Annotated in this window: 14 protein-coding genes; 12 read left to right on the top strand and 2 right to left on the bottom strand. The window is 64.0% G+C overall.

Going from position 1 to position 12,438, the window contains the following annotated elements:
* The first annotated feature begins 6 nt into the window (after nt 1-6).
* Both FJ423_RS28805 and FJ423_RS28800 read left to right on the top strand, forming a co-directional pair.
* On the top strand, nt 7-405 hold the full coding sequence (locus tag FJ423_RS28805) for a DUF1801 domain-containing protein (protein ID WP_095769281.1): 399 nt from the start codon (nt 7-9) through the stop codon (nt 403-405).
* Nucleotides 406-705: 300 nt separating this feature from the next.
* Nucleotides 706-3,183, top strand: coding sequence for an EAL domain-containing protein (locus FJ423_RS28800; protein ID WP_140846285.1), 2,478 nt, complete (start codon nt 706-708; stop codon nt 3,181-3,183).
* Here FJ423_RS28800 and FJ423_RS28795 read toward each other — a convergent pair.
* The gene (locus FJ423_RS28795; protein WP_140846284.1) at nt 3,180-3,740 is read right to left on the bottom strand and encodes a GNAT family N-acetyltransferase; all 561 of its coding nucleotides are present in this window, start codon (nt 3,738-3,740) and stop codon (nt 3,180-3,182) included. The genes FJ423_RS28800 and FJ423_RS28795 overlap by 4 nt on opposite strands.
* A gap of 190 nt (nt 3,741-3,930) precedes the next feature.
* On the opposite strand from FJ423_RS28795, the gene FJ423_RS28790 reads away from it, so the two are divergent.
* On the top strand, nt 3,931-4,386 hold the full coding sequence (locus FJ423_RS28790) for a DUF2214 family protein (protein ID WP_140846283.1): 456 nt from the start codon (nt 3,931-3,933) through the stop codon (nt 4,384-4,386).
* Between the two features lie 12 nt (nt 4,387-4,398).
* Here the strand turns inward: FJ423_RS28790 and nth are convergent, their stop codons facing one another.
* Nucleotides 4,399-5,208 (bottom strand): endonuclease III, encoded by an 810-nt coding sequence (gene nth / locus FJ423_RS28785; RefSeq protein ID WP_140846282.1) that lies wholly within the window; start codon nt 5,206-5,208, stop codon nt 4,399-4,401.
* 22 nt (nt 5,209-5,230) lie between these two features.
* On the opposite strand from nth, the gene FJ423_RS28780 reads away from it, so the two are divergent.
* From FJ423_RS28780 to FJ423_RS28735, 9 genes are all read left to right on the top strand, one after another.
* The gene (locus FJ423_RS28780; RefSeq protein ID WP_140846281.1) at nt 5,231-5,725 is read left to right on the top strand and encodes a DUF2244 domain-containing protein; all 495 of its coding nucleotides are present in this window, start codon (nt 5,231-5,233) and stop codon (nt 5,723-5,725) included.
* A 327-nt stretch (nt 5,726-6,052) separates the two neighbouring features.
* On the top strand, nt 6,053-6,958 hold the full coding sequence (locus tag FJ423_RS28770; RefSeq protein WP_176477139.1) for a methylated-DNA--[protein]-cysteine S-methyltransferase: 906 nt from the start codon (nt 6,053-6,055) through the stop codon (nt 6,956-6,958).
* 237 nt (nt 6,959-7,195) lie between these two features.
* Entirely contained in the window at nt 7,196-7,666 is a 471-nt protein-coding gene (locus FJ423_RS28765) for a hypothetical protein (protein ID WP_140846280.1), read from the top strand.
* Between the two features lie 23 nt (nt 7,667-7,689).
* The gene (locus FJ423_RS28760) at nt 7,690-8,082 is read left to right on the top strand and encodes a hypothetical protein (protein WP_095769276.1); all 393 of its coding nucleotides are present in this window, start codon (nt 7,690-7,692) and stop codon (nt 8,080-8,082) included.
* On the top strand, nt 8,049-8,615 hold the full coding sequence (locus FJ423_RS28755) for a hypothetical protein (RefSeq protein ID WP_140846279.1): 567 nt from the start codon (nt 8,049-8,051) through the stop codon (nt 8,613-8,615). Before FJ423_RS28760 ends, FJ423_RS28755 begins: the two co-directional genes overlap by 34 nt.
* Entirely contained in the window at nt 8,593-9,072 is a 480-nt protein-coding gene (locus FJ423_RS28750; RefSeq protein ID WP_140846278.1) for a hypothetical protein, read from the top strand. Before FJ423_RS28755 ends, FJ423_RS28750 begins: the two co-directional genes overlap by 23 nt.
* Nucleotides 9,073-9,267: 195 nt before the next feature.
* Nucleotides 9,268-10,173 (top strand): ribokinase, encoded by a 906-nt coding sequence (locus FJ423_RS28745; RefSeq protein ID WP_140846277.1) that lies wholly within the window; start codon nt 9,268-9,270, stop codon nt 10,171-10,173.
* A 5-nt stretch (nt 10,174-10,178) separates the two neighbouring features.
* Nucleotides 10,179-11,630 (top strand): amidase, encoded by a 1,452-nt coding sequence (locus tag FJ423_RS28740; RefSeq protein ID WP_140846276.1) that lies wholly within the window; start codon nt 10,179-10,181, stop codon nt 11,628-11,630.
* A gap of 94 nt (nt 11,631-11,724) precedes the next feature.
* Nucleotides 11,725-12,339, top strand: coding sequence for a LysE family translocator (locus tag FJ423_RS28735; RefSeq protein WP_140846275.1), 615 nt, complete (start codon nt 11,725-11,727; stop codon nt 12,337-12,339).
* The last annotated feature ends 99 nt before the right edge of the window (nt 12,340-12,438 follow it).

The following is a 12,438-nucleotide window of genomic DNA, read 5'->3' as shown; positions in this document are numbered from 1 at the left end:
CCGGACATGCAACAAGGCGACGTACAGGACGGCAAGTCTGCGTCCGAACTGATCGACGGACGGATTAAGGAGCTGGGCGACTGGCGGGGCGAGACGCTTGCCCGGCTCCGCGCTCTTATCAGGGAGGCAGCGCCCGAAGCCGTCGAGACATGGAAATGGCGCGGCGTCCCTGTCTGGGAGGATGCCGGCATGATCTGCACCGGCGAGACTTACAAGGCCGTCGTCAAGCTGACCTTCGCCAAAGGCGCGGCGCTGCCCGATCCCAAGAAGCTCTTCAACTCCAGCCTGGAAGGCAACACCCGGCGCGCCATCGATTTCAAGGAAGGCGACAAGATCGACGCCGACGCCCTGAAGGCGCTCGTCCGCGAGGCCGTTGCGCTCAACAAATCCAAGACCAAGCGCTGAGACGAGACTGTCGCGCGGCGCTATCGGATTGATGTTGCCGGCTTTTCTTTCGCGCCCTCGCACCGTAGACCGGTATTAGGCACGAAATATCGGCATCAAGCGTGTAAGCGTCCTTCTGTTGCTGAGCAATAACTCATGAAACAAATACTGGGCAAATTTATCGACTGTTAATCCAGGCACGTTATTTGGATTGATGTCGCCAGTAACCGGACGACATGTGGGGAAGAACATCGTCTCAACCGGCGGATGAGCCAGTCGGACAGACACCGAGGGGGCCTGCGCACGCGCCATGGGAATGGGATGAAGCTCTCATCGACCGATGCCGCCACGCGTCTCATCGGGCTGGTCTGGCCCTTCGTCGCGGTCGTCCTGATCCAGGCGCTGATTGCGACCCTCAGCCTCCACACGTTGTCAGCCGTCCGCGCCTATGTCGGCGGCGAAAGCCAATGGTCGAAGGGGCAGAAGCACGCCATCTATTTCCTCAGCCTTTATGCCGACACCGGCCGGGAAGAGTATTTCAGCGAATATCGTCAGGCCATCGCCGTGCCGCTGGCCGATCGCGCCGCACGGCTTGCGCTCGAACAGGCTGAGCCCGACACGAATGCGGCCAAGCTTGGCTTTCTCGGCGGCAACAACCATCCCGACGATGTCGCCGGCCTGATCTGGCTGTTCCGGAATTTCCGCGGCGTCAGCTATCTCGACACCGCGATCCGCCACTGGACGGCTGCCGACGAGATGATCCTCGCCATCCAAAGACTTGGCGACGACATGCATCGCAGGCTCGAAAAAGGGCCGCCATCGTCAGCCGAGATCGCCCTCTGGAAGGTGCAAATCCACCAGGTCGACCACCAGATCGGGCCGCTCGCCAAGGCCTTCTCCGACAGTCTCGGCGAGGGATCGCGCTTCATCAAGACGGCGCTGACGGCGGCCAATCTCGCGACAGCCGCACTGCTTATCCTGCTCGCCGTCTGGCGCACGCGAAAGCTGATGAAACAGCGCCAGGCATTTCAGACAGCCCTCAGCGCCGAGCGCGAGCGGGCTCAGATCACATTGGCCTCGATCGGCCAGGCCGTCATCAGCACCGATGCCGAGGGGCGGCTGGACTATATGAATGCCGGAGCGGAGAGGCTGCTTGCCTGCACTTTAGCCGCCGCCAAAGGCAGATCGGTCGCCTCGTTGTTCCGGCTCGTGGACAAGGACAGCGGCGTCGAGGAGACCGATCTGATCCCGCGCCTGCTGGCGGGCGAGCCGCGCCGCTCCAATGTTCGCCCGCAGCTTTTGGAGCGCCCCGACGGTTCGGTCGTGCCGGTGGCGCTGAACGGCGCTCCGCTGATCGTTTCCGGCTCGATCCTGGGTTGCGTCCTGGCCCTGCAAGACATGACGCGCGAGCAGGACTATATCGAGCGCCTTTCGTGGCAGGCATCGCATGACGCGCTGACCGGTCTCGTCAACCGCCGCGACTTCGAGAAGCGTCTGGCGAGCGCGATCTCAGAAGACCCGGAAAAGTCGCGCCGGCACGCGCTGATGTATCTCGACCTCGATCAGTTCAAGCTGGTCAACGATACTTGCGGCCACGCCGCCGGCGACCAGCTGCTGCGCCAGATCTCGGCGCTGCTCGCCAACGAGCTGCCGCTCGGCGACATCCTGGCGAGACTGGGCGGCGACGAGTTCGGCGTGCTGCTCTTCGATTGCGATGCCGACTGTGCCGCCGCCACCGCCGAACGGTTGCGCGCCACGGTCCAGGATCTGCACTTCTCCTGGGAAGGGCGTCCCTTCAACATCAGCGTCAGCATCGGCATGGTCGAGGTCGCCAATGTCGGCATGACGCTGGAGGAGGTGCTGCGCGCCGCCGACGTCGCCTGCTACATGGCCAAGGAAAAGGGCCGCAACCGCGTCCAGCTCCACAGCGACGGCGACACCGCACTTCGCGAGCGCTTCGGCGAGATGGCCTGGGTGCAGCGCCTGCATGCCGCGCTGGATGAGAACCGCTTCCGGCTGCATTCGCAGGAGATCGCGCCGTTGCGCGACGATATTGCCGAGGCAGGCGCGCATGTCGAAATCCTGCTCAGGCTGACCGACGAGGACGGCAGCTTCGTCACCCCGCAGAGCTTCATTCCGGCGGCGGAGCGCTACGGACTGATGCCGGCGATCGACCGCTGGGTGATACGCAACGCCTTCGCCATATTGGCGTCGCGACGCACCGATCCGCACGCGGCGCCGATATCCACCTGCGCGATCAATCTCTCCGGCGCCACATTCGGCGACGAGACGTTTCTCGGCTTCATGCGCGAGCAGTTCGCCGCGCACGCCATTGCGCCCGAAACCATCTGCCTGGAGATCACCGAGACCAGTGCCATCGCCAATCTGACCGAGGCCATGCGCTTCATCGCCGATCTGCGCGGGCTGGGCTGCCGCTTCGCGCTCGACGATTTCGGCTCCGGCATGTCGTCCTTCGCCTATCTGAAGCATCTGCCGGTCGACTACCTCAAGATCGACGGCGGCTTCGTCAAGGACATGCTCGACGACCGCATCGACCGCGCGATGGTCGAGATGATCCATCACATCGGCAAGGTGACGGGAAAACGCACCATCGCCGAATTCGTCGAAAGCGATGGCATCGTCGAAGCCTTGAAAGCGATCGGCGTCGATTACGCGCAGGGCTATGCCATAGCGAGGCCCCAGCCATTCGATGCGACGACGGTGCTGGGCAGCCATCCAGGTGCAAAGGCGGACGCGTGGAACGGAGTGGCAGGGGCCTTGCGCCGCAAGGCGGGTTAAGCGCTTTCCTTTCCGGATCCGGCCTGCCGTTCCAGCAGGATCGTCGGCTTCTCGTGATAGGTGGTCCGCAAAATCTGTTTATAGCCGTTCCTTTCGGCCACCTTCTGCGAAGCGCCGTTTTCCGGATCGATGATGCAGACCGTTCTTGCCTGTCCGAACGCCTCATCGCTCCAGGCGACGATCCGCCCCACGACTTCGCTCGCAAGCCCTTGGCCATGCGCCTCCGAGGCCAGCGCCCAGCCGGCCTCCGGCACGCCTTCGAGAGACGGCACGATCTCGCGTTTGAGGTCGTGGAAGCCGGCCTCGCCGATGAAGCGCCCCGTCGCCTTGTCCTCGATCGCCCAGAACCCATAGCCGATCAGCGACCACAGGCCGGCATGGCGCAGGAAGCGCATCCAGCTCTCCTCGCGCGTGCGCGGCTTGCCGCCGATGAAACGGGTGACGGCGGGCTCCGCCCACATGGCGGCATAGGTTTCAAAATCATCCAGCCTGTGCGGCCGCAAAACGGTGCGCGCCGTTTCGAGAAGCGGCACGCCGGCTTCGGTTCTGATGCTCATGGCATTGCCCCTCCATTGACGCGACCGCGCTTAGCAAAACAGCACGCTCGATCAAGAGCCAGGACAATGCGTTGGCCTCTTCCAGCCATGACAGCCATGGCACGGCTGCATCGCTATGGGCTTTTCGCCCGGCGATGCTAGTTTGCGCCCGGAGCCGACCCAGAAACGTAACTCGACCGAAGGAAGAACCATGGACACCACAGACCTGTTGCTGGCGATCGCGCATCACCTTTTGGTGTTTTCGCTGGCCGGCATCATCGGCGCCGAGTTCGTGCTGGTACGCGGCGATTTGGCAGCGGCGACGCTGAAGCGGCTTGCCGGCATCGACCGCCACTACGGCATCATCGCCGCGCTGATCGTCATCGTCGGCATCTGCCGGGTGTTCTTCGGTCTGAAAGGCTGGGAATTCTACGTCTACAATTGGGTGTTCTGGGCAAAGATGGCGGCCTTCGTCACCGTCGGCCTGCTGTCGATTGTGCCGACCATGCACTTCCTCTCCTGGAACAGGCAGGCGAGCGGCAATCCGTCTTTCGCGGTGCCGGCGGCGGAATTGGCCTCGGTGAAGAACTATGTCCGCGCCGAGGGCTTTATCTTCCTGCTCATTCCAGTTTTTGCCGCGGCCATGGCGCGCGGCTACGGATATTAAAACTTTACTGAGTCAGACGGCCTCGACCGGAAACGTCTCATTCAGCGGCGCGATCGGCACCAGCGGGGCCGGCACGTCGGTGGTCTTTTCCTTCGACTTGCAGATGTCGGCGATGACGCAGACCGGGCAATCGGGTTTGCGCGCCTTGCAGACATAGCGGCCATGCAGGATCAGCCAGTGATGCGCATGGCGCATATATTCGGCGGGGATGACCTTGAGCAGCCCCTGCTCGACCTGTTCCGGCGTCTTACCGGGCGCCAGCCCGATACGGTTGCCGATGCGGAAGATATGCGTATCGACCGCCATGGTATGCTGGCCGAAGGCGACGTTGAGCACGACATTGGCGGTCTTGCGCCCGACGCCCGGCAGCTTCACCAACTCGTCGCGATCCTGCGGCACCTGGCCCGCATAATCGTCGATCAGCGCCTTCGACAGCGCGATCACGTTCTTGGCCTTGTTGCGCCACAGACCGATGGTGCGGATATAGTCGCCGACCTTGGCCTCGCCCAATGCCAGCATCTTGGCCGGCGTGTCGGCTGCGGCGAACAGCGCCTTGGTCGCCTTGTTGACGCCGGCGTCCGTCGCTTGCGCCGACAGCACCACTGCGACCAGCAGAGTGAAGGCGTTGACATAGTCGAGCTCGCCTTTCGGCTCAGGCCGCTGCACGGAAAAGCGCCGGAAGATCTCATGCACTTCGGCGGGGCTGTAGAGCGACCGCGTGGCGGCTTTTCGCGGCCGTCGACCAGGCGCCCGGCCGCCGCCCGGGATAGCGGGCTGAGGTTTTTTGACAGCTGCTGATTTTTTCGACTTGGGAGGCGCCATTTCCCTCCTATAATATTCCCTCATGAGCGACACAAACGCCTCGTTCCAGGCCGACGAGCCATTTTTCCAGGCCTTGCTGACGCCGCACCGTTCGCTCGGCCGCACCGGTTTCCTGATCCTGATGGGAGCGCTTCTGTTCGGCTGGGCGGTCACCGGCGCGTTCTTCCTGGCGCATGGCGCCTGGCCGGTGTTCGGCTTCTTCGGCCTCGACGTGGTCGCCGTCTACATCGCTTTCCGCGCCAATTACCGGGCTGCGCGCGCCCGTGAGGAAATCTCGGTCTCGCGCACCAGTCTCGACATTCGCAAGACAGCGCCTTCCGGCCGCTCGGAAAACCATCGCTTCAACCCGTTCTGGACGCGGTTCTCGATCGCCCGCCATGCTGAGATCGGCATCACCAAGATGGCCGTCGAGGCGCAAGGCAAGAGTGTCGCGATTGGCGGCTTCCTCAATCCCGACGACCGCGAAAGTTTTGCCACCGCCTTTTCGCGCGCGCTGGCGACCGCCAAGACGCGCTGATACGTCCAGTGTCTTCGCCCGGATGCAAATCCCAGCCCGAGATTGCCGTCGACCTTGAGCCTTGAGAAATCATAGTCGATCCTGCGCACCGCCTCGTCGGCAACGCGATCCTGGAGCAGCGAATTGGGCAGCCGGCTCTCCAGCGCCTTGCCGTAGAGCGTCATCAGCAAGGTCTCCCTTGCCCCGGTCAGATCAACCTTTTCGACGGCCATGATCACCCTCTTCGGCCCGAAGCTGACTCTATCTGGGTGCGGATGGCGGGAAGGCAAGTTTCGGGTGGTGGCAAAGCTCTGGAGGACCGATATTCGCGGTCAAGGAGATATTGCCATGAACGCTCAGATGACCATGAATACGCGGATGAAACCAACCGCGATCCTTGAGAACGACATCACGCCGGAAGGCAGCGACTACGACGTCGTGCGCCGCGCCATCGAGAAGATCAGCCTCGACTATCGCGATCAGCCTTCGCTCGAGGTGCTGGCCGAGGAAGTCGGCGAGACGCCGACCGGCCTGCAGAAACTGTTCACGCGCTGGGCCGGCCTGTCGCCCAAGGCCTTCCTGCAGGCGGTGACGCTCGACCACGCGCGCAGGCTGCTCGATTCAGGCATGCCGCTCCTGGAGACCTCGTTCGAACTCGGCATGTCCGGTCCGGGCCGGCTGCACGACCTCTTTGTCACCCATGAGGCGATGTCGCCCGGCGACTATAAGACCCGTGGCGCGGGTCTCACCATCCGCTACGGCTATCACATCTCGCCTTTCGGCATCGCGCTGATTATGGTCACCGACCGGGGCCTGGCGGGTCTCGCCTTCTGTGACGCCGGCGGCGAGCGGGCTGCCTTCGCCGACATGTCCGGCCGCTGGCCGAATGCGACCTATGTCGAGGATATGTCCGCCACCCAGGCTTATGCCGCGCGGGTCTTCGACCCGACGCAATGGCGCGCCGACCAGCCTTTGCGCGTGGTGATGATCGGCACCGATTTCCAGCTTCGCGTCTGGGAAGCATTGCTGCGCATCCCGATGGGCAGGGCCTGCACCTATTCCTCGATCGCGGCAAGCATCGGCGCGCCAAGCGCGAGCCGGGCGGTGGGCGCGGCGGTGGGCGCCAACCCGATGTCGTTCGTGGTGCCCTGCCACCGGGCGTTGGGCAAGTCCGGCGCGCTCACCGGCTATCACTGGGGCCTGACGCGCAAGCGCGCCATCCTCGGTTGGGAAGCGGGACAAGTGACGTCCTGAAACAATCGATTTTTTCTGTGTCCCGCTGCAAAAAACCGCGTATTGTAATATAAACCGACGCAGCCAAACTAAATGCATCGTTTTATTTATTGAATGCAACCGGCGACAACCTCTGGTTATCGCCGGTTTCTTTGAAGTTGCTTTCCGTTGTTATTTCACTTAACGCTAAATTAACCACGATAAAGAGAAGATAACCCCACGTTGAGCCGCACTATCCGGCTCGAAAGCGGGGTCTCAATGAAGTTCTTTCGCGCCGTCATGGCTGCGAGCGTGCTCGCCGCCTGCGGCGGCCAGGCAGCATCGGCCGCCACCGGAAATGTGCTGTTCAATGGTACGATCACCGCGACCTGCACGGTCACGATCAACTCCAACGGTACGATGACCGTCAGCAGCAATCTTCAGTCGCTGAGCTCGCATAATGCCGGCGGCTCAGCCGGCAGCGCTCAGGTCGATACCACGGGCGGCGTCTCGCTCAGCGTAGACCCGGTAACCACGACGACCGTGCCGGCTTCGGACGTTACGGCGACGACATGGACCCCCACCTTCGCCACTTCCGGCGCCCAGACGATTGCGGAAACCGGCACTGCGACGGCCCTGACGGTGCCAGGCACATCCACGGTCGCCGTCAATCTTTCTGGCACCAAGAGCGGCACGAACCGCTTCTCCGCCGGCAACTACCAAGCAACGGTGACGCTGCGCTGCGAATAGTCTTGTCGCGAAAGGAGTGATCCTTGAGAACGATTGCAATTCTGGCGGCGGGCCTGACTGCCGTGCTGTTTCCCATAGCCGCGACCGGCCAGTCGATGACGCCGATGCGGGGCGAGGTGCGATCCTTCGCGGATGCCTTCGCCGTTCGTGTCTTCCCAGGCAACCCGTATAACCAGCGCATCCGTGTCGAGATTCATGTCTATGACCAGGATTTCCAGCCGGTCGACGCCAAGATCACGCCAAGCGCCTTCCTTCTGGCCGGCCAGGCGTCGCGTCCGGTTCTGGTGGTCGTCCCGTTCGACGGCGCGAACGAGCGCAAGGTGCGTATCTGTACCGAGAGTATCCCCTTTCCAAGCGAGCAGACCCAGATAAGGGCACAGATATGCGGAAAGTTTTTCGGGCATCGCAGGTTCTGATCTTGTCCCTGCTGTCCGCCTTGGCTGTCGCAAGTCAGGGGCTTGCCGAGGACATCCTGAACCTGAATCAGAACCAGACCGGTTTCAGCCTGCCCGGCGTCAGCCTGCCTCAGGGCCAGGACGAGGTTCATGCCAGCGACGGCACGACCTGCCGTTCAGCCGTCTCCGGCAGCGGCGCCTATCTCGACCTCGGCGTCATTCGGGGCAACAACAGCAGCAACCAGGCCAATAGCGACATCGCCACATACGGCCGCGTGGTGATCCCGATCGGGCGGACGCCGAAACGCGTCGATTGCAGCCGCCTCTACGAGCTGGAAGTCGAGCGCCTGCAGCTTGAATTGAAGCTCCTGAAAATGGGCCTTGGCGCCGATGGTCAGACGACAGGAAGTGTGGCGGCCCCCACACCTCAGGGTCCCGCGCCCCAGGCCAGCGCGGCCCAAGTCAGCGCGGCCCAGGTCAAATCGGCAGGATGGGCCAACGAAGGCTGGAGCATCCGAGGCACGACCGGCAATGAAAAAAAGAAGCGGAAATAGCCGCGCGCTGCTTACGACGGCAGCGCTTGCCGGCTTCTGTCTCCCGGCACAGGCGGCGATCATCGGCACCTGCACCATCATGATCGGTGCCTCGGGAACGATGAAATCGAACCCCTCTATCAACATATTCGGTTCCAAGCAGGCGGGCGGGTCGAGCGCCGGCGCCACCATCATCGCGAACTCGACGCTGTGTTCGATCCTGAACCTGCTAGACTGCTATACCGTCTCCGCGCCGGCGCCGATCGCCTTCACCTCGGCTCCGAGCGGCGGCGACACCGACGTCTCTTTCGCCTCAGTCTTCCGCCTCGACGGATCTGGGCTGGATAACCCGGGCAGCTCGCCGCAACGGCTGACCAACGGCACCCATACGATCCAGGTCGATCTGACCGCCACGAAGTTGCCGGGCATCTTCCCGGCGGGCAGTTACCAGGCGGAGGTCACTGTCCGTTGCGAATGATGCTGTGGGCCAGACCGCGCCAGCGACGACATGATCTGGCAACCGGCGGGCTTTGCGGCTAGCTTCGCGCCCAGCCTGCAATTCCAGGGGAAAACACGCCATGTATTTTCCCCTGAAATTGCGCAAGAAAGCAGAAGTCTTGGAGCAGGTCCGCCTTTCAGCGCAGGCTGACCCGCTTCACCGGGAGGCAGTTTCTTGATTATCGTTGTCGGTTCGATCAACCTCGACCTCATCGCCAATGTCGACCGCTTGCCGGAACCCGGCGAGACGGTGCGCGGCTCCGGCTTCGCCACCGCGCCCGGCGGCAAGGGGGCCAACCAGGCCCTGGCCGCGGCGCGCGCCGGCGCGCAAGTGCGCATGGTGGGCGCGATCGGCAAGGATAGTTTTGCCGCCGAGGCGCTCGCCCTTCTCAGGGCCGGCGCTGTCGATCTGTCCGGTGTCGGCGAGAGCTTCGCCTCCACCGGCACGGCGTTGATCCTGGTCGGCGGCGACGGCGAAAACGTCATCGCCGTGGTGCCGGGCGCCAATGATTCGGTTGTGCCGGGCGATGTCGCCAAGGCCTATCTCAAGAAAGGCGACGTCGTGCTCCTGCAGCACGAGATCCCGTTGCAGACCGTCGAGGCCACGCTCGACGCGGCGCGCGCGGCGGGCGCCGTCAGCGTGCTCAACACCGCCCCGTTCCGTGCCGAAGCCGCCGGCCTCCTCGGCAAGGCCGATTATGCCGTCGCCAACGAAACCGAGTTCGATCTCTATGGCGAGGCGCTCGCGCTTTCGGGGCGCGACCGCCCGGCCCGCATGCGCGACTATGCCAAAAAGACAGGCCGCATCATCGTCGTCACGCTCGGTGGCGACGGGGTGCTGGCCGCCACACCGGGCGATTTCCTTGCCGTTCCGGCGCTGAAGATCACCCCGATCGACACGGTGGGCGCCGGCGATACGTTTTGCGGCTATTTCGGCGCCGGCCTGTCGTCCGGTCTCTCACTTCAGGATGCGCTCACCCGCGCCGCCGTAGCCGGCTCGCTCGCCTGCCTGAAACCCGGCGCGCAGCCGGCGATCCCGTTGACAAAGGATGTCGACGCCGCCTTGGCGGCGGCGCGGTAGCGGCCATGCGTCCGATAACGAAGCATGCAGTGCCGCCGGCCGGCGATATCTGCCGCCTCTCCGCCGTCGAACTCGCCGGCGAGATCAGGCAGCGCCGTTTGTCGGTGCGCGAGGTGGCCAGCGCCTTCCTCGACCGCATCGAGGCGGTCAACCCGCTGGTCAACGCCATCGTCTCGCTGCGCGAGCGCGCCGATGTCCTTGCCGAGGCCGACAGGGCCGATGCCAATCTGGCGCAAGGCGGCGAGGCCGGATCGCTGTACGGCCTGCCCATCGCCATCAAGGACCTTGCCCAGACCAAGGAGCTCAGAACCACCTTCGGCTCGCCGATCTTTGCCGATTTCATTCCCGACACGGACGACTTCTTCGTCGAGCGCGTCCGCAAGGCCGGGGCCATCATCATCGGCAAGACCAATGTTCCGGAATTCGGCCTCGGCTCCAACACCTACAATCCGGTTTTCGGGCCGACGCTCAACGCCTTCGACCCGGCGCTGACCGCCGGCGGCTCGAGCGGCGGCGCGGCCGTGGCGCTGGCGCTCGACATGGTGCCGGTCGCCGACGGCAGCGACTTCGGCGGTTCGCTGCGCAATCCGGCGGCCTACAACAATGTCTACGGCTTCCGTCCCTCGCAGGGCCTTGTGCCTGCGGGCCCGGACGTCGATGTCTTCCATTCCCAGATGGGCGTCGAAGGGCCGATGGGCCGCAACATTCGCGACATCGCGCTGCTCCTCGACGAACAGGCCGGCTATCATCCGCATGCACCGCTTTCGCATGATAAGGAGGGGTCGTTCCTCGACGGCTTGGGGGCGAAAGCGTCCGGCGGCCGCATCGCCTGGCTGGGAGACCTCGGCGGCCACCTTCCGACGGAGCCGGGCGTGCTCGACCTCTGCGAGGCTGCGCTTGCCCGCTTCACCGATGCTTCCTTCCACAGTGAAGCCTTGGTTCCGGATGTCGATTTCGAGGCGCTGTGGCAGGCTTTTGTCACCTTGCGCCAAGCAAGCAGCGGCTGCGGGCTGAAGGCGTATTATGACGATCCGGCAAGACGCGGGCTTCTGAAGCCGGAGGCCGTCTGGGAAGTGGAGCAGGGGATGCGCCTGACCGCGCCGCAGATCCATGCCGCGACCGTCCGGCGCACCTCCTGGCACAGGACGTTGCTTGCGCTTTTCGAGCGCTTCGACCTGATCGCGCTGCCCACTGCCCAGGTCTTCCCGTTCGACGTGACCACCCACTGGCCGCGCGAGGTCGCGGGGCGAACCATGGACAGCTATCACCGCTGGATGCAGGTCTCCGCCTTTGCCACGCTGGGCGGCTGCCCGGCGCTCAACGTGCCGGCCGGCTTCGACGAGAAGGGCCGGCCCATGGGCATGCAATTGATCGGCCGCCCGCGCGGCGATCTCGCCGTGCTCAAGGCCGGCGCCGCCTACGAGGCAACCCTGCCATGGGCGGCGGGAGCTGCATGACGGGCCGCCCTGCCCGGCCAGCTTGCGCCAGCGTCAATCCCGTGCATTGATCGCGCTCCGCCCAAGTCGGCGCTGTCCTGTTCGGGGAAAGATCATGTCGCTGGAACTCTACGCCACCTACGTCGTCGCCTGCATCGTCATCATCCTGGTGCCGGGACCCACGGTCACGCTGATCATCGCCAACAGCATCCGCCACGGCTCGCGCTCCGGCTTGGCCAACGTCGCCGGCACCCAGGCCGGCCTTGCCATCATGATTGCCATCGTCGGCATCGGCCTCAACACGCTGATCGCCGGCATGGGCCACTGGTTCGAATGGGTGCGGCTGCTCGGCGCCGCCTACCTGATCTGGATGGGCGTGCAAATGTTCCGCGCGAAAGGCGCGCTGAACCCCGACGGGTCCGCGAAAAAGCCGCGCGGCGGCTTCTTCCTGCAGGGTTTTCTGGTGGCGATCAGCAATCCGAAGACTTTGGTGTTCTTCGGCGCCTTCTTCCCGCAGTTCATCGCCCCGCAGGGAAATTATACGCTGCAGATTGTCGTCATGGGCCTGACAGCAATGATCTTCGCTGCCATGTCGGACTCGACCTATGCCCTTGCCGCAGGCCGCGCCGGGCGCGTTCTGTCGGCCAACCGCGTCAAGCTGATGTCGCGCATCAGCGGCAGCTTCCTAGTCGGCGGCGGACTGTGGCTGGCGTTCTCGAAGGCGAAGTAGCACCTCTCCCTTCTCCCCTTGTGGACCTGTTGCGCAGTTAGCAAGGACAGGCTCGCGGAGCGATTTGGTCGCGAGGCCTCGCTCCGTTTTGGCTTTTGG

Origin of the sequence: Mesorhizobium sp. B2-8-9 (assembly GCF_006439475.1) — a bacterium.
Classification (GTDB): Bacteria; Pseudomonadota; Alphaproteobacteria; order Rhizobiales; family Rhizobiaceae; genus Mesorhizobium.
Note: the sequence above shows the minus strand (reverse complement) of the source record. Positions and strands in the feature narration are given on the sequence as shown.

Coding starts and splice junctions, on each gene's coding strand:
- FJ423_RS28805 (WP_095769281.1), top strand. CDS start 7: ATGCAACAAGGCGACGTACAGGACGGCAAGTCTGCGTCCGAACTGATC.
- FJ423_RS28800 (WP_140846285.1), top strand. CDS start 706: ATGAAGCTCTCATCGACCGATGCCGCCACGCGTCTCATCGGGCTGGTC.
- FJ423_RS28795 (WP_140846284.1), bottom strand. CDS start 3,740: ATGAGCATCAGAACCGAAGCCGGCGTGCCGCTTCTCGAAACGGCGCGC.
- FJ423_RS28790 (WP_140846283.1), top strand. CDS start 3,931: ATGGACACCACAGACCTGTTGCTGGCGATCGCGCATCACCTTTTGGTG.
- nth (WP_140846282.1), bottom strand. CDS start 5,208: ATGGCGCCTCCCAAGTCGAAAAAATCAGCAGCTGTCAAAAAACCTCAG.
- FJ423_RS28780 (WP_140846281.1), top strand. CDS start 5,231: ATGAGCGACACAAACGCCTCGTTCCAGGCCGACGAGCCATTTTTCCAG.
- FJ423_RS28770 (WP_176477139.1), top strand. CDS start 6,053: ATGAACGCTCAGATGACCATGAATACGCGGATGAAACCAACCGCGATC.
- FJ423_RS28765 (WP_140846280.1), top strand. CDS start 7,196: ATGAAGTTCTTTCGCGCCGTCATGGCTGCGAGCGTGCTCGCCGCCTGC.
- FJ423_RS28755 (WP_140846279.1), top strand. CDS start 8,049: ATGCGGAAAGTTTTTCGGGCATCGCAGGTTCTGATCTTGTCCCTGCTG.
- FJ423_RS28750 (WP_140846278.1), top strand. CDS start 8,593: ATGAAAAAAAGAAGCGGAAATAGCCGCGCGCTGCTTACGACGGCAGCG.
- FJ423_RS28740 (WP_140846276.1), top strand. CDS start 10,179: ATGCGTCCGATAACGAAGCATGCAGTGCCGCCGGCCGGCGATATCTGC.
- FJ423_RS28735 (WP_140846275.1), top strand. CDS start 11,725: ATGTCGCTGGAACTCTACGCCACCTACGTCGTCGCCTGCATCGTCATC.